The organism is Phytohabitans flavus (assembly GCF_011764545.1).
Taxonomy (GTDB): Bacteria; Actinomycetota; Actinomycetes; order Mycobacteriales; family Micromonosporaceae; genus Phytohabitans; species Phytohabitans flavus.
Window position 1 is genome coordinate 4239960 of record NZ_AP022870.1, and the last position, 19240, is coordinate 4259199.

Below are 19240 nucleotides of genomic sequence, written 5' to 3' on the forward strand. Positions count from 1 at the left end.
ACTGCATCGGGTGCTAGCCTGATCACGTGCCGACACTTCGCGACCGCAAGCGCGAGCGCACCCGCCGGGCGCTCGTCGAGGCGGCCACCGACCTCTTCGAGCAGCGTGGTTACGAGCGCACGACCGTCGCCGACATCGCGGCGGCGGCGGACATCGGCACGCGGACGTTCTTCAGCTACTTCGGGAGCAAGGAGGAGGTGCTCTTCCCCGAGGCCGACGACCGGGTGCGCGCGGCGGTAGCCGCGATCGAGGCGCGCGGCCCCGGCGACCGCCCGATGGACACGCTGCTCAGCGCGCTCGCCGAGGTCAACCAGGGTGGCGACGAGATGGTCGGGCGGCTCGCCGCGCTCCGGGTGCGGCTCACGCAGACCGTGCCGGCTGTCCGCGGCCGCGCGCTCCAGGTGCAGCTCGACGCCCAGCGGGAGATCGCGCGGCACCTCCACGCGGCGTACCCGCGGGAGCTGGACGAGGTGGCGGCGGGCGCGCTGGTCGGCGCGTTCGTGGGGGCGGTCACCGGGGCGCTCCAGGTGCTGCTGGACGACCCCGACGCGCTGCCCGCCGACTCCGACGAGCTGGGCGACCGCCTCCGTACCGCCACGGAAATCGCACTGCGACCCTGGCGGAGCGTGTGAGAAAGTGGCCGGCGATGACCGAGCTGCGTACCGAACGGCTGCTGCTGCGTCACTGGCGCGAGGCAGATCTCGACCCCTGGGCGGCCCTCAACGCCGACCCCGAGGTCCGCGCCCACCTCGGCGGCCCGATCGCCCGCGAGCAGTGCGCCGCCTCCATCGCCCGCTACGAGGCCGACCTGACCAGCCGCGGCTGGGGCTGGTGGGCGGTCGAGGTTATGGCGAGCGGGCAGCTCGTCGGCTTCGCCGGCCTTGACCCGGTGGACGACGGACTGCCGTTCGGCGGCGTCGAGGTCGGGTGGCGGCTGGCCCGGTCGGCGTGGGGCCACGGCTACGCGACGGAGTCGGCACGGGCGGTCCTGGCGTACGGGTTCGACGCGCTGGAGCTCCCGGAGATCGTCGCCGAGACGATGGCGGAAAACCTCCGCTCCCAGGCCGTGATGCGCCGGCTCGGCATGACCCACGAGCCGTCGTACGACTTCGCCGGGACGGCGGCCAGCACGTCGTCTTCCGACTCGCCCGGCCGCCGTCCCCGTAGGAGGGGTCAGGACAAGCTCATCCGGTCGAGCACAAGCGTGGCGTACCCCACCAGGTCACCGTCGAGGAACGGCACCCGCTCGTCCCGTCCCGCCTCCCGCACCCAGTAGCGCAGCTCGTCGATCGCCTCCTGCCCCGCCTCGATGCCGAAGACCCGGGTCTGCGCGATCGCGGTCGCCCACCGCACCAACGGGCGCGGATCGTCGAACTCGGTCGTCACGCCGAGCAGCCCCATCGAGACCCGCGCCGTCGCCGCCAGCGCGTCGTCCACATCGGACGCCAGTGCGGCGAGGGCGGGCAGGCTGGCATCCGCGTCCTCCGGAAACCACCCAAGCGTGTACGCCGCCACGGCCCGCACGCCCGGCTCGTCGTGCCCCAGCAGCGCGCGCAACAGCGGCAACCCCTGGCGCACCGCCTCGTGGGCGGACACGGCCACGTGGGCGAGCATCGCCTCCTGCTCGCGGTCGGAGAGCGCCTCCACGTACGCGGCGTCGCCCTCGTCCTCGTCCCACTCGTCGTCGCCCGGATGCGGCGCGGCGGCGAGCACCATCCCACCGATCTCGGCGGTGCGGCGGCGCTCGGCGATGGGCAGCCCGTCGGGCAGCCAGGACTCGTCGTACCCCACGGCGATCGCGGCGAGGAGCAGCACCAGCTCGCCCTTGTCGGCGCCGTCCGGGTCGGCGAGCACCTCCAGCAGGAACGGCACCGCGTACGCCGTGGCCTCGTAGCGCGTGCCCTGATGGTAAATATTGCCGTGCAGCTGCCAGCGCGCCTTCTCCCGGCGATCGGGATCGGCTGCGCACAGGTCTCTTATCTGATCGGGTACGTCGGTGGCCGGCCCGTAGGCGTGCGTGATCCGGGCCCAGTCGACGTCGTCGAGTCGCTCCAGCACGTGCGGCATCGTGCCACCGCGAACGCTGGCACAAGCACCCCAACGCGAGTGGCCGGACACCGGCCGGACCAGCCACAATGTCCCGGCGTACTGGCGAGGCTGAGGGGGCGGCGAGCATGCGAGACCTGGTGGATCCGATCGATCCGGTCGTGGACGCGGCGGAGGCGACGCCGTTCCCGGACGTCGAGGAGTACCGCGCGGCGGTCGAGCGGATCCGGGCCGCCGCCGAGGCGTACTACAGCGGCCCTGACCTGGCGATGGACGACGCGACGTACGACGGGCTGATGGCCCGGGTCGCCGCCACCGAGGCCGTCCACCCGGAGTGGAAGGCGGCCGACTCCCCCACCGAGGCCGTCGGCGCGGGTGGCGGCGTGGTCGGCGACATCGAGCACAGCGAGCCGATGCTCAGCCTCGAAAACGTCTTCGGCGCCGACGAGCTGCACAAGTGGGCCGCGCGGCTGGAGAAGATCGTGGGTCGCCCAGTCGCCGGGTACACGGTCGAGCCGAAGATCGACGGGCTGGCCATCGCGGCCCGGTACACCGACGGGGTCCTGACCTTGGTGGCGACGCGCGGTGACGGGCGCGCGGGCGAGGACGTGACCGCCCAGGCCCGCCGCGCCAAGGGCCTGCCGGCGCGGCTGCGCGAGCCGGTGACGGTCGAGGTGCGCGGCGAGGTCTTCATGACCGACGAGGACTTCGCCGAAGCGCAGGTGCTGCGCACCGGGGCGGGCGAGCCGGCGTTCGCGCATCCGCGCAGCGCCGCGGCGGGCACCCTCCGCGCACCGAAGCGGGTGTACGAGGCGCCGCTCTCCTTCTTCGCGTACTCCGCGCACGGCGTCGCCGAGCCGACGGCGCACTCGGCCGCGATGGAGTGGCTCTCGGATCTTGGCGTGGCCACCACCGCCTACACGCTCTGCGGGACGGTCGACGAGGTGTACACGGCGGTCGAGGCGCTCACCGCCACCCGCGGCACGCTCGGCTTCGGGGTGGACGGCGCGGTGGTGAAGGCCGACCAGCCCGCCGACCGGGCCGCGGCCGGCTCGTCCACCCGCGCGCCGAGGTGGGGCGTGGCGTACAAGTTTCCGGCCGACACCCGTACCACCAAGCTGCTCCGCATCGAGGTGCAGGTGGGGCGCACGGGTGTGATCACGCCGGTCGCCGTGCTGGAGCCGGTACAGGTCGGCGGCGTGATCGTCACCTCGGCCACGCTGCACAACTTCGAGGACCTGGTACGCCGCAACGTCCGCGCCGGCGACACGGTCTTCGTCCGCCGGGCCGGCGACGTGATCCCCGAGGTCACCGGCGCCCAGCTGGACCTGCGCCCGGCGGACTCGGTGCCGTTCGAGCCGCCGGCCGACTGCCCGCGCTGCGGCGGCGAGATCGACCGTTCACAGAAGCGGTGGCGGTGCACCCAGGGCCGGGCCTGCGGTGCCGGGGTCGCGCTCGAGTACTACGTCGCCCGTAACTCCATGGACATCGAGGGGCTCGGCGACAAGATCCTGCACGCGGTGGTCGCCGCGGGGCTGGTCACCGACCCCGCCGACCTGTACGACCTGGACGTGCCCACCCTCGCCGCGCTCGAACGGCTCGGCGAGGTCTCCGCCACCAAGCTGGTCACCAACATCCAGGGCTCCAAGGCCCGGCCGCTGTCGCGGGTGCTGACCGCCCTGGGCGTACGGATGACGGGCCGCTCGATGTCGAGGCGGCTGGCCGGCCACTTCGGCACCATGGACGCGCTGCTCGCCGCCTCGGTGGACGAGTTGCAACGGGTGGACGGCGTGGGCCCCGAGCGGGCGGTGACGATCGCCGCCGAGCTTGTCGAGCTGACCCCGCTCATCGCCCGCCTCGCCGAGCGCGGCGTCAACATGACCGAGCCCGTCGACGCCCCGGCCGCCGCCGGTACCGGTGGAATGCCGCTGCAACGCCCGGACGGTACGCCGATGACGGTGGTGGTGACCGGCTCGGTGCCCGGCCTGACCCGCGACGAGGGCAACGAGGCGGTGGAGAAGCTGGGCGGCAAGCCGTCCGGCTCGGTGTCGAAGAAGACCGACCTGGTGGTGGTCGGCGACGGCGCCGGCTCCAAGGCCACGAAGGCCGAGCAGCTGGGCATCCGCGTCCTGCCCGCGGAGCGGTTCGCCGCCCTCCTGAAGGCCCACGAGGACGGCGACCCCGACGCGGTGGCGGAGATCCTGGCCTAGGGGCCATACCGCCAATCCGATTCCAAACAAAGAGATCCGAGCTACCGCGACGTCCGCGGTGGTCCGGACCGCTGCTCCCGCGGCCTCACCCTGCGCGCTTCACAATCCAACCCGTGGTGGGCGCGGTCCGCCCGCGTTTGCTCTGCTTCCGTGAAGGACCCAGGCCAAAGTTTTGTGAACGTTTCCCGTTGCTGGGGCAGCAGGAAACGTTCACAAAGGGCCGACTCCGCTGAGTCGGCCCGGAAGGGGCGCCGGCTCCAGGGCAGTCGTTGCGGGCGCATCGGTGCGCCCAGCTCCAGAGCCCACCGGGCCCGCCGGGCCGCCAGATGCCGCGTGTTGAGGTTGTGCGAGCGCGGAGGGTGAGGCCGCGGGAGCAGCGGTCTGGACCACCGCGGACATCGCGGTAGCCCAAATCTTCTGCCCTTGAGCAGATCCTCTAGGGGATTTCGATCGTGTACTCGGCGGTGTGCACCTGGCCGCCGACCTGGAAGTCGAAGAACGCGCGGTAGCGGCCCGCGCTCGGGGCGGTCAGCCAGAACTTGACCGCGCCGTCGACAAGCTCCATTTCGGGGTGGACGTGCACGTACCCGAGGTCGCCCTCGCGCACCACGACGAGGTGGCCGAACGCACCAAGGTACCGCTCCAGCTGGGCCGGCCCGGGCGCGCCGGTGCGGCTGACCCGGAAGAGCATCGGCGCGGTCACGCCCACGGTCGGCGTGCCCTCCATCGACACCGCGAACGGCCCGGCGGTCGCCTGCGCCGCCACCGGTGGCAGCGCGGCCGGGGTGTGCGCGCCGGGCACCTGGTGGTCGACGCCGAGGACCAGCGGGACCTGGGTGCCGTCGGCCGCGGTGACGGAGAAGTCGGCGTAGACCCGGTAGCCGCCGGCCCGCGCCAGCTTGAGGGGGACGCTCCAGGTGCCGTCGGGGGCCATCGTGGGGTGCAGATGCTGGTACCCGGACAGGTCCCGGCCCACCACGATCATGTGCAGGGGCTTGTCGTGTACCACCGCGAAGCGCGTCGCCGCCTGCTTGTCAGCGCCCACGATGCGGAACGTGTAGTCCACAGCGGCGCCGGCGGCCTGGCTGCGCTGGGTCGGCTGGAGCGTGTACCCGCCGGCGCTCACGGTCGTCCCGGTGGCCTGCGCCGCCGTGCTCGCGTCGCCCGGGTGGTTGTGCGCCCCTGTACCGGCCGGGTGCTGGTGCCCGTCGCCCGCCGAGAGGCCACCCGGTCCGCCCGGTGAGGTCGGCACGCCGGCCGGCGCGGTCGCGACCGGCGCACCGGTGGCCGAGTCCCCGGTGCCCAGGCGCCCCAGCCCGAACCCGGCGAGCAGCGCCACCACGAGCCCGCCGCCCAGCAGCGCCAGCCGCGTGTTGCTCAGCCCGATCCCGGACGGCGCGGCCTCCACATCGGACTCGGCTGGCTCGGGCGCGGCTTTCGCCGCGGTGTCCGTCGCCTTGGTCGCCGTCGCCGTCCGGGCTGTGACGGCCGCGTCGCCCTTGCGCGCCGCGGCGGCTGTCGGGGCGCGCTTCTTGGCTCCCGGAGTGCCCGAGCCGCTCGCCTTCCGGGGGCGGGTGCCTGGGCCGGAGCGGGCCGGGCGCTTAACCGCCGGCGCCGGGCGGCGGCGCCAGGCGAGGAAGCCCGCGACGGCGGCGACGATCGCCACGGCCCAGCCGGACCAGGCGATCCAGCCCACGCCACCGTCCTCCTCCGCGGCGGCCGGGGCAGCGGCCGGCGGCGGGGGCGACGAAGCCGCCGGGGCCGTAGAGGAGCCGGTCGAGCCGTGGCCGGACGAGCCGTGCTGCTCGACGGCTGCGACAAGCGCCGGGTCCGGCTGGTTGGTCGGCGGGCTCCACCCCTGCGGAGCCGCCGTCGCCTTGCCGTTGTAGCGGAACGACATCGTGCCCCGCACCGCCTCGCCGTCCGAGGCGACCGACAGGTAGCTCACCGAGTACAGGCCGGCGGTGGGCAGGTGCGCCACCGACACCACGGCCGGGAAGCCCGTCGCGTACTCGCGCGGCTCGAACTTGCCCTCCACCATGAAGTACTCGCGGATCGGCTTGTCCAGCGACTTGGGTGAGCCGTACGTCCAGCCGTTGTCGATGCGCCCGCCGCTCGGTGCGGTGATCGTGAAGAACGCGTTGGAGGCGACCTTCTCGGTGAAGTACAGCTCGACCGATGCCGGCGGCTCCGTCACCGTGGCGCCCTCGGCGGGCGTGGACATCGCGAGGGTGCCGTGTGCCGCGGCGGGCGGCGCGGCGGCGAGGACGGCGGCCGCGGTCGCGAGCAGGAGCGCGAGCGAAGCGGAGAGCGCGCGGCCGAGCGTCGTGGGGAGGGGGCGCATCGCCACATCTTCACGGCTTTACGAGGCCGAAACAAGAGACATCGGACGACTTGGCAGGCGTTACGTCCCGGATCGCACCGTCCCGGGTACCAGCTCCGCGAGGTCCTCGGGGGCCTGGCCGGCGATGCGGAGGGCTTCGACAAGGCGGCGGTATAGGTCGTCGGTGGCCAGTAGCTCGGCGTGCGTTCCCTGCGCGCGGACCCGGCCGTCCTCCAGCACCACGATCGTGTCGGCGTCGAGCACGGTGGAGAGGCGGTGGGCGATGGTGACGACCGCACCGGCCGCCGCCCGGTCCCGGATGCACTCCTGGAGCGCCGCCTCGGTCAGGCCGTCGACCTGGGCGGTCGCCTCGTCCAGGAGCAGCACGTCCGGCGTACGCAGGATGGCCCTGGCCAGTGCGATGCGCTGGCGCTCACCACCGGAGACCGCGCTCGACGTGAGCGGGGTGTCCAGCCCCTCGTCGAGGGTGTCCACCTTGGTGTCCAGCCGGACCGCGGCGAGCACCGCGCGCAGTTCCTCCTCGGTCGCGTCCGGGTGGGTGAAGAGCAGGTTGTCGCGGATCGTGCCCGGGACGATCGGCGTCTCCTGCTCGACGTACGCCAGGCGGGCACGCACGTCGCCGTGCCCGTACGTGCGGTAGGGCCGCCCGTCCAGGAACATCTCGCCGCTCTCCGGTTCGAGGAAGCGCAGCATCAGCGAGAAGAGCGTGGTCTTGCCGGCACCGGACGGACCGACGACCGCTGTGTGGCCGCGGCGCGGGATGTCGAGGTCGATGTCGCGTACCGCCGGTTTGGTGTCCGGGGTGTAGCGGGCGGTGACGCCGCGGAGGGCGAGGATCGGATCGGCCGGGTCCGGCTCCCGGACCGGCGCGGGCGCCGCGGGTGGCGGCGCGGGCTCGACCTCGATGGCCTCGATCTGTCGGATGCGGGCCGCGGCCGCGATTCCGGCCTGGAGGGCCGTGACGTTCTGGGTCAGCTCGGTGATGGGCCCCATCAGCTGGAACGCGTACAGCAGGAACGCGATCAGGCTGGAGATCTCCAGCAGCCCGCGCTCGGCCCGCCAGGCGCCGATGCCCAGGATCGCGATGACCGAGAGCTGGATGCCGCTCCACGCGATGGTCCACACCACGGCGGTACGGCGTGCGGCGCGGATGCCGTACTCGGCGGACTCCCGCGCGTCGGCGACGATCCGCTCACTCTGCCGGTCCTCGGCGCGGCTCGCCTTGACGGTACGGATCGCGCGCAGGGCGCCGTCGAGCGTGCCGCCGAGCCGCCCGACCGACTCCTGGGCGGCCTCCTGCGCCTTGGCGATGGTCGGCATGAGCGCGGCCATGATGGCGCCCACGATCACGACGGCGGCGAGGGTACAGCCGAGCAGCACGAGGTCGAGCACGCCCATCAGTACGAGCGTGGCGAGCATGGCCAGTGAGCTGTTGACGATGCCGACGATGCTGCTGGACGCCTCGCGCAGCAGCCCGGTGTCGGAGGTGGCCCGGGTGACGAGCTCGCCGCTGGGCCGCCGGGTGATGTCGCCGACGGTCGCCGCGAAGTACCGCCGGATGATCGAGATCCGCGCGTCCAGGATCACCCGCTCGGCGAGCGTGTTCAACAGGATCCACTGGCGCAGCGAGATGCCGGCGCCGACCACCACGAGCGCGACGAGCGCGGTGAGCGGCCAGGCCATCGAACCGCCGAGCGAGTCGAGCACCCACTTCGTGACCAGTGGGGTCGCGAGGCCGGCGGCGTTGGCGACGAGCCCGAGCAGGAGGCCGACGACGAGCGTCGGCGTGTGTGGCGTGAGGAAGCTGGCGAGGGTACGGATGCGTGGCCCCATGCCTCGGAGTGGAACACGGGCGTTCCATTTCGGTCAAGTGGAATACCTTAAAGGCACACTGATAGCCTGCTCACGTGGTGGACACGCAGGAGACGGCGAGCCGTGCCCGCACCCGGCAGGCGATCATCGACGCCGCCATCACCGTGCTCGGAAAGAACCTGTCCGCCCCGCTCAGCGAGGTCGCCACCGCCGCGGACGTGGGCCGCACGACGCTGCACCGCTACTATCCGGAGCGCTCCGACCTGATCAAGGCGATCAAGGCGGAGAGCGTGGTCCGGCTTCAGCGGGCCACCGAGCGCGCCCGCCTGCACGAGGGCACCGGCGCGGAGGCGCTACGCCGGCTCTGCGAGGAGTATTTCGAGCTCGGCAACGTGCTGAATTTCATCTTCAGCGAGCACCAGTTCCTCACCGAGGCCGACTGGTGCGAGTTCGGCGCGGCCGAGGACAGCTTCGAGACACTTGTCGAGCGCGGCCACGGCGACGGCTCGATCGACCCGGACCTGCCGACGAGCTGGCTGGAGAGCGTCCTCTGGTCCCAGCTCTACGCCGCCTGGAGCTACGCGGCCGAGAGCGGCGAGTCCCGGCACCAGGTGCTCCGCCTGACTCTGCGCACCCTGATGGGCGCGATCGCGCCAAGACCGTGAGCCAGGACACCTATTGAGGGACGGCCAGCGGCTAAACCGGTGGACCGTGTGATCCTATCCACTGAATAGTGCGGGGGACGGCGGCCGCTGCGACCGGCTGCCGGGATCTGGAGGGCAACGTGACAACTCAAGCCGCAGCCGCGCCCGACAAGCTGGACGGGACAGTCCTCAAGATCGCCGGAGTGGTCGTGCTCGGCGCGATCATGTCGATCCTCGACATCACCGTCGTCAGCGTGGCACTCCCGACGTTCCAGAGGGAGTTCGACGCGACGTATGCCGAGGTCGCGTGGACGATGACCGGCTACACCCTGGCCCTGGCCACGGTGATCCCACTGAGCGGCTGGGCGGCCGACAGGTTCGGCACCAAGCGGCTGTACATGCTCGCGGTGCTGCTCTTCACGCTCGGCTCCGCGCTCTGCGCCACCGCCGACTCGATCACGCAGCTGATCGGATACCGGGTCCTCCAGGGCCTCGGCGGCGGCATGCTCATGCCGCTCGGCATGACGATCATGACCCGCGCGGCCGGCCCGGCACGGATCGGCCGGCTGATGGCGGTGCTCGGCATCCCGATGCTGCTCGGCCCGATCGGTGGACCCATCCTCGGTGGCTGGCTGATCGACGCCGCGAGCTGGCACTGGATCTTCCTGATCAACGTCCCGATCGGCGCGATCGCGGTCGTGTACGCCTACTTCGCGCTGCCCAAGGACGCGGCCGAGCCCTCCGAGTCGTTCGACTTCCTCGGCATGCTGATGCTGTCGCCGGGTCTCGCGCTCTTCCTCTACGGCCTCTCGTCGCTGCCAGAGACCGGCACGATCACCGCCACCAAGGTATGGGCCACGATGCTGGTCGGCGCGGTCCTGGTGGTCGTCTTCGTGCTCTACTCGTTCCGGCCCCGGCACCCGCTGCTCGACCTGCGCCTCTTCCGCAACCGCAGCCTGACCGTGGCGTCGGTGTCGCTGTTCGTGTTCATCATCGCGTTCATGGGCGCCGGCCTGCTGTTCCCGAGCTACTTCCTCCAGGTCCGCGGCGAGTCGACGCTGCACGCCGGCCTGCTGATGGCGCCACAGGGCATCGGCGCGATGCTCACGATGCCGATCGCGGGCACGCTGGCCGACAAGATCCCGGTCGGTCGCACGGTGCCGTTCGCCATGGCTCTGATCGCCGTCGGGTTTTTCGCCTTCACACAGGTCGGCACAGACACGTCGTACCTGCTGCTGTGCGGCTCGCTGTTCGTCATGGGCCTCGGCATGGGCGGCACGATGATGCCGATCATGACCTCCGCGCTGCGGACGCTGAGCGCGCACGACACGGCACGCGGATCCACGTTGGTGAACATCCTCCAGCAGATCGGCAGCTCCGCCGGCGCGGCGATCATGTCGGTCATCCTCACCAGCCGGCTGAACGGCTCGCCGGAGATCCCCGGCCTCACCGACCCCAACAGCGGCAAGCCGGTCACCGAGGCCGGGGCCGCCATCGCCATCCAGCAGGGCGCGCCGCTGCCGGTCGAACCGTCGATCTTCGACCGCGGTATCGCCTTCGTCGCCGACTCGTTCGCCACGACCTTCTGGGTCGGCTTCGCGCTGGTGCTGTGCACCTTCATCCCGATCGCGTTCCTGCCGCGCAAGCGCGAGGCCGCCCGCGTGACGGACACCGTGAGCGACCTCGACGGCGGCAAGGCCGCGCCAGCGCCCACGCTCATCCACTAACCCACCAACTACACGGCATTGGAGCCGGCCGGCTGCTCGTCAGCCGGCCGGCTTCCTTGTCCGGTCAGGCGGGACCAGCTCGCCTCGTCACCCCAGACCGAGGTCGGCTCGAGGTACGGGCGGAGCAGCGCGGTCATCCGCTCGTCGGCGCGGCCGTGCAGCTCGTCGGTCGCCAGCTTGCGCGCGGCACCCGCGATCAGGTCCGCGGCCTGCACGCGCGGGTCGAGGGTGGAGTCCGCCAGCCGGAGCCCGGCCAGCTGCCCGCCCAGCCGCGCCTCGATGCGGGCGACAAGCGCGGGCGACAGCGTGTTGGTCCGGTCGTGCACCACGGTCACCCGCTCGCGGGACGGGCCGCCCCAGTGCCGTACCGCCGCGACGATGGCCGGCACCAGCGGGTCCACAGTGGACCGGCGGAACACGCCCTTGCGCAGTGGCGGCGGGAGCGCGTCGAGGAAGCCGTCCACCGGGCGGCCGCGCAGGAAGTCGTTCGCCGCCGCGAGATAGGGCACCCGCAGCCGGTACAGCTCGGCGGCCACGTCGCCCGGCTCGTCCAGCAGCGCGCGGGCAAGCGCGTCGAGCACGAAGTACGCCTTGTCGACGAGGTAGACGCGGGCCCGGCCGTACAGCGGGCTCGACGGGCCAAGCGTCCACTCCAGCGCCTTGCGGTGCTTCTCACGCAGGATGTGGCCCGCCTTGTACTCCGTGGCCGGCGACCGGATCCGCTCGCGCAGCTCGGTGAAGCACCGCCGCGCCTCGTCCACCGGCAGCCGTACGCTCGCGTGGGCGAAGACCTCGGTGGTGCTGCCGATGAGCCGCTCACCCTCGTACCCGGACTCGTCGCAGGCGATCTCGACGGCGCGGGACATGCCGCCACCATGCCACGCACCCGGCGAATGGTTCACCCGATAAATGAGCTACCGCGACGTCCGCGGTGGTCCAGACCGCTGCTCCCGCGGCCTCGCCCTCCGCGATTCAAGAACAGATTTCCCCAAAGCCCGACGAGCGGCGATCTTGCTGGAGCGAAAGGGGTCGGGCGACGCCGCAGAGCGGCGAGGGCTAGACGCTGGCGGAGCCGGGGCGGACCAGGCCTGTTTCGTAGGCGAATACGGCTGCCTGTACGCGGTCGCGGAGGCCGAGTTTCGTGAGGATGGCGGAGACGTGTGTCTTTACGGTGGCCTGGGTGAGGAAGAGGCGTTCGCCGATTTCGGCGTTTGTCAGTGCGCCGGCCACCAGGGTCAGTACCTCTACCTCGCGGGCGGTCAGCACGTCGAGGCGCGCGGACTGGGATGGCTCGGACGGGAGGCCGGCGGCGAACCTGTCCAGCAGGCGGCGGGTGACGGTCGGTGCGAGCAGTGCCTCGCCGCGGGCCACCACGCGGACGGCGTCGGCAAGCTCGGCCGGGCGGATGTCCTTGAGCAGGAAGCCGCTCGCGCCGGCGCGCAGTGCGGCGAAGACCGGCTCGTCCAGGTCGAACGTGGTCAGCATGACCACCCGTGCTCGGCTGCCCGAGTCGACGATCCGCCGGGTCGCCTCGATGCCGTCCAGGCGGGGCATGCGCACGTCCATCAGCACCACGTCGGGGTCGGTGGTGGCGGCGAGCTCGACCGCTTCCTGGCCGTCCGCCGCCTCGCCGACGACCTCGATGTCCTCGCGCGCCTCCAGGATCATCGCGAACCCCGCCCGGACCAGCTCCTGATCATCCGCGAGAAGCACACGCACGCCGGTCACGAGACCTCCAAAAGACGCCGGGCAAAGGCGGAAGCGAGAAGCACACGCACCCCGGTCACGAGACCTCCAAAGGAAGTGGGCGGCGGGCCTCGATGGGCAGGCGGGCCGTGACGCGGAAGCCGCCGTCCGGTAGTGGGCCGGCCTCCAGCGTGCCGCCTACCAGCCGGGCCCGTTCGCGCATCCCGATCAGGCCGGCTCCCCCGCCGGCGTCCGGCGGGCGGGGTACGGGGGCCGCGGTGCCGTCGTCGGTGACCTCAACGAGCAGCGCGCCCTCGGTCCAGCGCAGGTCGACGTCGGCGTGGGTGGCGCGGGCATGGCGGAGGGTGTTGGTGAGCGACTCCTGCACGATGCGGTACGCGGAGAGGCTCACGTTCGCCGGTATGTCCCGCTGGGCGCCGGCCCGCTTGACCGCGACCGCGAGCCCAGCCGCGCCGAGCGAGGCGGCCAGCGTGTCCACCTGGTCCAGGCCGGGCTGGGGGCCGCGCGGGTCGGGGCCACCGCCGGTACGCATTGTCTCCAGCATCGCGCGCAGCTCGACGAGTGCGGCGCGGCCGTGCTCCTGGATGGTGTCGAGGGCGGCGCGGGCTCTCTCGGGGCGGGCGTCGAAGACGTCGGCGGCCGCCCCGGCCTGTACGACCATCAGCGACACCGTGTGCGCCACCACGTCGTGCAGCTCGCGGGCGAGGCGGGCCCGCTCGTCCGCGACGATGCGGCGGCGCTCCTCGGCACGGCGAACCGCCCGGATCCGGGCCAGCTCGCCCCAGCTCCAGCCGAGCAGGGTGGCGAGGAGCGCGAGGAGGAAGTTCTGCCAGCCGCCGGTGACCAGCTTGACCGGGGTGAGCGCCACGACAGTGCCGAGCACCCAGAGGGACTGGCGGGGCGGGCGCAGCCGGGACACGTACGTGAGCGGCGCGGCGATCAGCCCAAGCCACCCGGCGTGCGGTGCGATCGCCTCGAAGCCGGCGCCGGCGACAAGCGCCACGGCGATCGCCCACCCGGTGTGACGGCGCATCAGCGACAGCGAGCCGCCCTGAGCCACGGCACAGGCGATGGCCACAGCGGCCCAGACGGGCGCGGGCCGCTCCTCGGGTACGGCCAGCACGAGCGTGACCAGCCCGGCGGCGAGGACGGCGCCGATAATCCCGTCGAGGAGGGCGGGGCGGCAGCGGATGGGGTTCATGACCATCACGGTATGCGGCGGCGCGCCCCGAGCCATCGGGCTCGGGACCGACCGGGCGCCGTCTCCACCTCCGCCTCGCGACGGAGTACGGGTCCGGTCCGGCGGGCGATCCGGGATGAGGCTCGGGTGGCGGATCGTGTTCGGCGTCGATCCACTCCAGGAGGTGCCCCGAAATGACCACAACTCTGAAACCGAAGGCTCGACCCGTCGCCCGTACCCGCGCGGTCGTGATTTTGGTGGCGACGGCCGCGACCTGCGCGATCTGGGCGGTCGCCCGCGGCCTCGGCACCGATTTGACCGCGAACGAGCGGGCGGTGGCCCTGCCCGCGGTGATCCTCACGACGGTCCTGGTCGGCCTGGCCGCGTGGGCGCTGCTGGCGATCCTGGAACGCGCCACGCGGCACGCCGCGACCGCCTGGACCTGCGTGGCGGCGGTGGTGCTTGTGCTCTCGCTGGCCGGACCGGTCGGCGGCGCCGAGACGACCGGCGGCACGGTCGCCCTGGCGGCGATGCACCTGGCGGCCGGCGCGGTGCTGATCCTCGGCCTCCGCCGGACGGCCCGCCGCTAGGTCTCGTCGTGCCGCCAGCCCAGCAGCCGCTCCGCCTTGGCGCAGTCGAAGAGGCCGGTGTGGCCGGGCAGCTCACCGCGCACCGGCACGTCCGGGAAGTGAGTCGCCAGCAGCTGCGCCGTGGGAGTATTCACAATGGTCTCCGGGGCCACGATGTAGAAGACCTCGTGTCCCGGAAGTCGGCGGTCAGCGCCAGCAGGAAGGCCCGGGCCGCCGCCGGGCGCAGGACGTACCCCCACAGGTCGCGGACCCGCACCGGGGCGTCGGCCGGGATGTCGTCCGGCCGGTCGGTCCGCACGCCGTGCAGGCGCAGGCTGGCGATCGACATGTGCGGGTACCGGCGGGCGATGCTGTCCGCCTGGGCCTCGGCGATCCACTTGGAGAGGCTGTACGGGTCCTCGTTGTACGACGGGTGCGCCTCGTCGACCGGGAAGTAGTCGAAACGGGGTCGCGCGAGTAGACGCCGCCGATCGCGTTGACGCTGGAGGCGAGGCAGACCCGGTCGATGCCGAGCTTGGCCGCGGCCAGCAGCGCGTTGTAGCTGCCGGTGACGTTGTTCTGGTGCACCTCGTACTCCGGGCGCAGCTCCGGCCCGGGTACGCCGCGAGGTGCACCAGCGCGTCGCACCCCTCGATCGCGGCGGCCACCGCGTCGTACCCGGTCACGTCCAGCTCCGGCAGGTCGAGCCCCACCACCTCGTGCCCCTGGGCGGCGGCGAGGTCCACGACCGCGCGGCCCACCCGGCCGGCTGCCCCGGTGACCGCGATCTTCACGGGGTCAGCGTCACGGTGGTCGTACGGGTGTAGAAGTCACGCGCCGCCGGCCCCTGCTCGCGCGGGCCGTAGCTGGACTCCTTCGCCCCGCCGAACGGCGCGTGGAAGTCCACCCCGGCGGTCGGCGCGTTCACCTTCGCCATGCCGACGTCGAGGCGCGGCGCGAGCGTGAGCGCGTGGCCGAGGTCTCGGGTGAAGAGGGCGGCGACGAGGCCGTACCGCACCGCGTTGGCCGCCTCGACCGCGGCTTCGGGCGACGCGGCCGGTACGACGGCGCAGATCGGCCCGAAGACCTCCTCGGTGAGCAGCTCGTCCCCCTCGGGTACGGCGGTGACCACGGTCGGCGCCACGAACCACCCGGCGCGGTCCAGCGCCCGGCCGCCGGTGAGCACCTTCGCGCCGCGGCCCGCAGCCCGGTCGGCCGCCGTGACGACCGCGTCCCGAGCCGCCGCCTCGATGACCGGGCCGACCGCGGTACCGGGATCGGTCGGGTCGCCCACGCCGAGCGCCTCGACCGCCGCGACGAGCCGCTCGGCGAAGCCGTCCGCGTCGCCGACCACGATCACGCGGCTCGTGGCGGTGCACTTCTGGCCGGCGTACCCCATCGCGGCCATGGCGATCGCCCGCGCGGCGGCGTCCAGGTCGGCGTCGGGGAGCACGACGGACGGGTTCTGGCCGCCCATCTCGCACTGCGCCGGGATGCCACGCTCGGCCGCCGCGCGCCGTACAAGCGAACCGACCCCGACCGATCCCGTGAACGAGACCGCGTCCACCCGCTCGACAAGCGCTGCGCCGACCGCGCCACCGCCGGTGACCAGCGTGAACACGCCGTCCGGCAGCGCGTCCGCGAAGATCTCGGCCAGCCGCACCGCGACCGCCGGCGACTGCTCGGCCGGCTTGAGCACCACCGAGTTGCCGAACGCGAGCGCGGGCGCGGCCTTCCACAGCGGGATCGCGACCGGGAAGTTCCACGGCGTGATCAGGCCGGCGACGCCGTGCGGGCGGCGCCGGGTGTGCAGCAGCGAGGCGCCGTCGGCGGCCGGGTAGACGTCGCCTTCGGGCAGCAGCGTGGCCTGCGCGAAGTACCGCAGGATCGCCACGGCCCGGGCCACCTCGCCGGCGGCCTCCCCGACCGGCTTGCCCACCTCGCGCACGACGAGCGCGGACACCTCGCCCGCGTCGCCCGCGAGGGCGTCGGCGCAGGCGGCCAGCGCGGCCGCCCGCTCGGCGGCCGGGCGGCGGGCCCAGTCGGCACCGGCCACGCGCGCCCGCTCGACCGCCGCCGTCACCTCGGCGGCGCCGCTGTCCGGCACCTCCGCGACGAGGTCGTCCGGCGCCTGCGGCGAGCGGCTCTCGATGTAGTCCACGTTCATCCCCCTGTACCGACCACCGTGACCGGGTTGCGGAGAGTACCTACCCCCGCGACGTCGATCGTCACCACGTCGCCCGCCCGGAGCGTGAAGTCACGCTCCGGGACCACACCGGTGCCGGTGAGCAACACGACGCCCGCGGGAAAGTCCAGCGCCCGCGTCAACCAGGAGACCAGATCCTCGGGGTACGGGCCAGCCGGGCGGTCGATGTCTCGGCGGCCCACGCCTCGGCGCCGTCCCGGTCCACCCGCACCGCCACCGGGAACGGTCCCGGTCCCGCCTCCCACACCGGCACGATCGCCGGGCCGAGCGCGCAGGAGCGGGCGTATACCTTGGCCTGCGGCAGGTAGAGCGGGTTCTCCCCTCGATCGAGCGGCTGCTCATGTCGTTGCCGACCGTGTACCCGAACACCTCGCCGGCCGCGTTGACGACCAGGCCCAGCTCCGCCTCGGGCACGTCCCACCCGGAGTCGGCGCGGATGCCGACCGGCTCGCCGTCGCCGACAACCCGCTCGGCGGTCGCCTTGAAGAAAATCTCGGGACGGGCAGCGGCGTACACGTGGTCGTAGAGCCCGGCGTGCCCGGCCTGCTCCGACTCCTCCCGCCGCCCCTCGCGGCTACGCTGGTACGTGACGCCGGCCGCCCACACCTCCTGCGCGTCGACCGGCGCTCGCAGCGGCGCCCACTCGACCGGCTCGGCGGCGGCCTCGTACCTGGCACGTGCTTCGGCCAGCGGCAGCGCGAGCAGGTCGGCGAGGCTGGCGCCGAGCGCGGCCAACCGCCCTTCACGGTCCACGGCCCAGCCGTCCCGGGTACGTACAAGTCGTGTCACGGTGTCCCCTTTCCGCTCGCTAGTATTGCCTCCTTGTGATCGACTTCGACAGGGCCGCTCTTGAGCGCTTCCGCTCGCGCGTCCGCGGCTGCCTTGTCGGCGGTGCGGTGGGCGACGCGCTCGGGGCGCCGGTGGAGTTCATGCACCTGGACCGGATTCGCGACGAGTACGGGCCGGACGGCCTCACCGACATCGTCACCGGCGACTCCGGCGTCGCGCTGGTCACGGACGACACGCAGATGACCCTCTTCACCGTCGACGGCCTGATCCGCGCCTCGGTGCGTGCCGACCGCGGGGTCGTCCATCCGCCGTCGGTGGTGTACCGCGCGTACCTGCGCTGGCTCGACACCCAGCGCCTCCCCGCACCACCGCCGGACGTGAGCGGCTGGCTCGCCGCCCAACCGTGGCTGTACAACCGCCGCGCCCCCGGCAATGCCTGCCTCTCCGGCCTCAGCTCGCCGGGCATGGGCACCCCGCACCAGCCGAAGAACCCGGATTCCAAGGGCTGCGGCACGGTCATGCGCTCCGCCCCCTTCGGCCTCTACCCGCAGCCCTCGGCGACACCGGAAGCCGTCTTCGACCTGTCCGTGAAGTGCGCCACGCAGACCCACGGCCACCCGACGGGCTACCTGGCGGCCGGCGCGTTCGCCGCGATCATCCGCACCCTGGTGGACGGCGAGGACCTGCGCGCGGCGGTCACCGTCGCGCTCGACCTGCTCGCCACCCGCACCGGCCACGAGGAGACCACGGCCGCGCTGCGGTCCGCCCTTGTGGCCGCGGACGACAACCCGCGCTCCCCCGACGCGATCGAACGGCTCGGCGGCGCCTGGATCGCCGAGGAGGCGCTGGCCATCGGCGTCTACTGTGCACTGTCCTACCCGGACCCGGCCGAGGTACGCGAGGCGCTGCTGCTGTCCGTCAACCACTCCGGCGACAGCGACTCGACCGGCTCGATCTGCGGCAACATCCTCGGCACCTGGCATGGCGAGACCGCGCTCCCGCCCGACTGGGTCGCGGTGGTCGAGGGCCGCGGCGCGATTCTCGAACTCGCCGACGACTGGGCCATGGAGCAGACCCAGTCCCCCCAACTTCACGGCGACCACGGCCCGTACACCGAATGGCTCCGCCGCTACCCCGCGTAAGGGCCCGTATGGTGGTGGCGTGCGAATCGCGTTCGGGGCGGACGACGACAACGAGACCACCCGGGCGGTGGTCGACTACCTGTCGGGGCTCGGCGAGGTCGTCCGCGTCGACGCCTCCCAGCCGTGGCCGGAGATCGGCGCCGGCGTCGGGCGGGCGGTGACCGGCGGCGACGCGGACCTCGGCGTGGTCATGTGCTGGACCGGTACCGGCACGGCCATCGCCGCCAACAAGGTCCCCGGCGTCCGCGCCGCGCTCGCCTGGGAGCCGTGGATCGCCACCGGCGCCCGCCGCTGGAACGACGCCAACGTCCTCGCCATGAGCCTCAAGCGCCTCGCCCCGGACGTCGCGGTCGAGGTCGCGCGCGCGTTCTTCGAGACGCCCGAGCCCGACCCCGACGAGGCCGAGAACATCGCCCTCCTGTCAAAGCTCGACCGCGACTAGAGATCTCTCGGGGTCGGGGCGGGGTCGGTCGAGGGCCGGAGGTCCCAGATCCCGCGTTGGCGGGATCGCATCATCGCCTGATCGGATCGGAACGCGCAGCGATCGTGGTACGCAACGGCCCCCAGAGGGGCCGCTACGTACCATGATCTGCCGGATTGCGCCCGGTCGCGGCGCCAGCTTGGTGGGCGGGCCGTGGCCGCACCGCCGGCCGCGCTGGGTCCAGCCTCGGACCCCGCCTTGATCGGCGCGTGCGCGGCAGGTGGGCCGCGGGCTCACGGCCGGCTATGCCGGCCCGGGGTTGGCTTGTGTATCGCGGAGGGTGAGGCCGCGGGAGCAGCGGTCCGGACCACGGCGAGCGTCGCGGTAGCGCTTGCCAAGATTTCCAACTACTCGAAAGCCGACACCGTCTAGTTCGAAATTTT

Annotated in this window: 19 protein-coding genes and 1 pseudogene; 8 read left to right on the forward strand and 12 right to left on the reverse strand. The window is 72.8% G+C overall.

Features of this window, described 5'->3' with window-relative positions; translation table 11 throughout:
- Positions 1-26 precede the first annotated feature (26 nt).
- Entirely contained in the window at positions 27-632 is a 606-nt protein-coding gene (locus tag Pflav_RS18470) for a TetR/AcrR family transcriptional regulator (RefSeq protein ID WP_173037257.1), read from the forward strand.
- A gap of 14 nt (positions 633-646) precedes the next feature.
- Positions 647-1276, forward strand: coding sequence for a GNAT family N-acetyltransferase (locus tag Pflav_RS47480; protein ID WP_173037258.1), 630 nt, complete (start codon positions 647-649; stop codon positions 1274-1276).
- Here the strand turns inward: Pflav_RS47480 and Pflav_RS47485 are convergent.
- Positions 1174-2058, reverse strand: coding sequence for a HEAT repeat domain-containing protein (locus Pflav_RS47485; RefSeq protein ID WP_173037259.1), 885 nt, complete (start codon positions 2056-2058; stop codon positions 1174-1176). The genes Pflav_RS47480 and Pflav_RS47485 overlap by 103 nt on opposite strands.
- A 116-nt stretch (positions 2059-2174) precedes the next feature.
- Between Pflav_RS47485 and ligA the strand changes: the two genes are divergently transcribed.
- Positions 2175-4256 (forward strand): NAD-dependent DNA ligase LigA, encoded by a 2082-nt coding sequence (gene ligA, locus Pflav_RS18485; protein ID WP_173037260.1) that lies wholly within the window; start codon positions 2175-2177, stop codon positions 4254-4256.
- Positions 4257-4692: 436 nt separating this feature from the next.
- On the opposite strand, the gene Pflav_RS18490 is transcribed toward ligA, so the two are convergent.
- Both Pflav_RS18490 and Pflav_RS18495 read right to left on the reverse strand, forming a co-directional pair.
- Entirely contained in the window at positions 4693-6600 is a 1908-nt protein-coding gene (locus Pflav_RS18490) for a copper resistance CopC family protein (protein ID WP_173037261.1), read from the reverse strand.
- A 60-nt stretch (positions 6601-6660) separates the two neighbouring features.
- On the reverse strand, positions 6661-8433 hold the full coding sequence (locus tag Pflav_RS18495; protein WP_173037262.1) for an ABC transporter ATP-binding protein: 1773 nt from the start codon (positions 8431-8433) through the stop codon (positions 6661-6663).
- Positions 8434-8507: 74 nt separating this feature from the next.
- Here Pflav_RS18495 and Pflav_RS18500 point away from each other — a divergent pair, with 74 nt between their 5' ends.
- Positions 8508-9077: a TetR/AcrR family transcriptional regulator gene (locus Pflav_RS18500; protein ID WP_232071594.1), complete on the forward strand. Its 570-nt coding sequence runs from the start codon at positions 8508-8510 to the stop codon at positions 9075-9077.
- Positions 9078-9196: 119 nt separating this feature from the next.
- Positions 9197-10783 (forward strand): DHA2 family efflux MFS transporter permease subunit, encoded by a 1587-nt coding sequence (locus Pflav_RS18505; protein WP_173037263.1) that lies wholly within the window; start codon positions 9197-9199, stop codon positions 10781-10783.
- Positions 10784-10791: 8 nt separating this feature from the next.
- On the opposite strand, the gene Pflav_RS18510 is transcribed toward Pflav_RS18505, so the two are convergent.
- From Pflav_RS18510 to Pflav_RS18520, 3 genes are all read right to left on the reverse strand, one after another.
- Positions 10792-11649, reverse strand: coding sequence for an NAD-dependent protein deacetylase of SIR2 family (locus Pflav_RS18510; RefSeq protein ID WP_180201273.1), 858 nt, complete (start codon positions 11647-11649; stop codon positions 10792-10794).
- A gap of 190 nt (positions 11650-11839) precedes the next feature.
- Positions 11840-12511 carry a response regulator gene (locus Pflav_RS18515; RefSeq protein WP_197938627.1) on the reverse strand — a complete coding sequence of 224 codons (672 nt, stop codon included), beginning with the start codon at positions 12509-12511 and terminating at the stop codon, positions 11840-11842.
- Between the two features lie 55 nt (positions 12512-12566).
- Entirely contained in the window at positions 12567-13691 is a 1125-nt protein-coding gene (locus Pflav_RS18520) for a sensor histidine kinase (RefSeq protein WP_173037264.1), read from the reverse strand.
- Positions 13692-13864: 173 nt separating this feature from the next.
- Between Pflav_RS18520 and Pflav_RS18525 the strand changes: the two genes are divergently transcribed.
- Positions 13865-14260, forward strand: coding sequence for a DUF6069 family protein (locus tag Pflav_RS18525; RefSeq protein WP_173037265.1), 396 nt, complete (start codon positions 13865-13867; stop codon positions 14258-14260).
- Here Pflav_RS18525 and Pflav_RS45815 read toward each other — a convergent pair.
- The 6 genes and pseudogenes from Pflav_RS45815 to Pflav_RS18540 form a co-directional block, all read right to left on the reverse strand.
- Positions 14257-14394, reverse strand: coding sequence for a hypothetical protein (locus Pflav_RS45815; RefSeq protein WP_232072829.1), 138 nt, complete (start codon positions 14392-14394; stop codon positions 14257-14259). The two genes, Pflav_RS18525 and Pflav_RS45815, sit on opposite strands and share 4 nt — an antisense overlap.
- Positions 14391-14588 carry a hypothetical protein gene (locus Pflav_RS45820; RefSeq protein ID WP_232072830.1) on the reverse strand — a complete coding sequence of 66 codons (198 nt, stop codon included), beginning with the start codon at positions 14586-14588 and terminating at the stop codon, positions 14391-14393. The genes Pflav_RS45815 and Pflav_RS45820 overlap by 4 nt, the downstream gene beginning before the upstream one ends.
- Before the next feature lie 274 nt (positions 14589-14862).
- A pseudogene (locus tag Pflav_RS47490) lies at positions 14863-15033 on the reverse strand (NAD-dependent epimerase/dehydratase family protein); the annotation flags it as partial.
- Positions 15030-16400, reverse strand: a complete 1371-nt coding sequence (locus Pflav_RS18535) for an aldehyde dehydrogenase family protein (protein WP_197938629.1) — start codon at positions 16398-16400, stop codon at positions 15030-15032. The pseudogene Pflav_RS47490 and the gene Pflav_RS18535, both read right to left, overlap by 4 nt.
- Before the next feature lie 2 nt (positions 16401-16402).
- The gene (locus Pflav_RS45830) at positions 16403-16534 is read right to left on the reverse strand and encodes a hypothetical protein (protein WP_232071596.1); all 132 of its coding nucleotides are present in this window, start codon (positions 16532-16534) and stop codon (positions 16403-16405) included.
- Positions 16497-17234: a hypothetical protein gene (locus tag Pflav_RS18540; RefSeq protein ID WP_232071598.1), complete on the reverse strand. Its 738-nt coding sequence runs from the start codon at positions 17232-17234 to the stop codon at positions 16497-16499. The genes Pflav_RS45830 and Pflav_RS18540 overlap by 38 nt, the downstream gene beginning before the upstream one ends.
- A gap of 35 nt (positions 17235-17269) precedes the next feature.
- Here Pflav_RS18540 and Pflav_RS18545 point away from each other — a divergent pair, with 35 nt between their 5' ends.
- Positions 17270-18376: an ADP-ribosylglycohydrolase family protein gene (locus Pflav_RS18545; protein WP_173037267.1), complete on the forward strand. Its 1107-nt coding sequence runs from the start codon at positions 17270-17272 to the stop codon at positions 18374-18376.
- Between the two features lie 19 nt (positions 18377-18395).
- A complete protein-coding gene (locus Pflav_RS18550) occupies positions 18396-18818 on the forward strand; it encodes an RpiB/LacA/LacB family sugar-phosphate isomerase (protein WP_173037268.1) in 423 nt (140 codons plus the stop codon).
- Positions 18819-19240 lie beyond the last annotated feature (422 nt).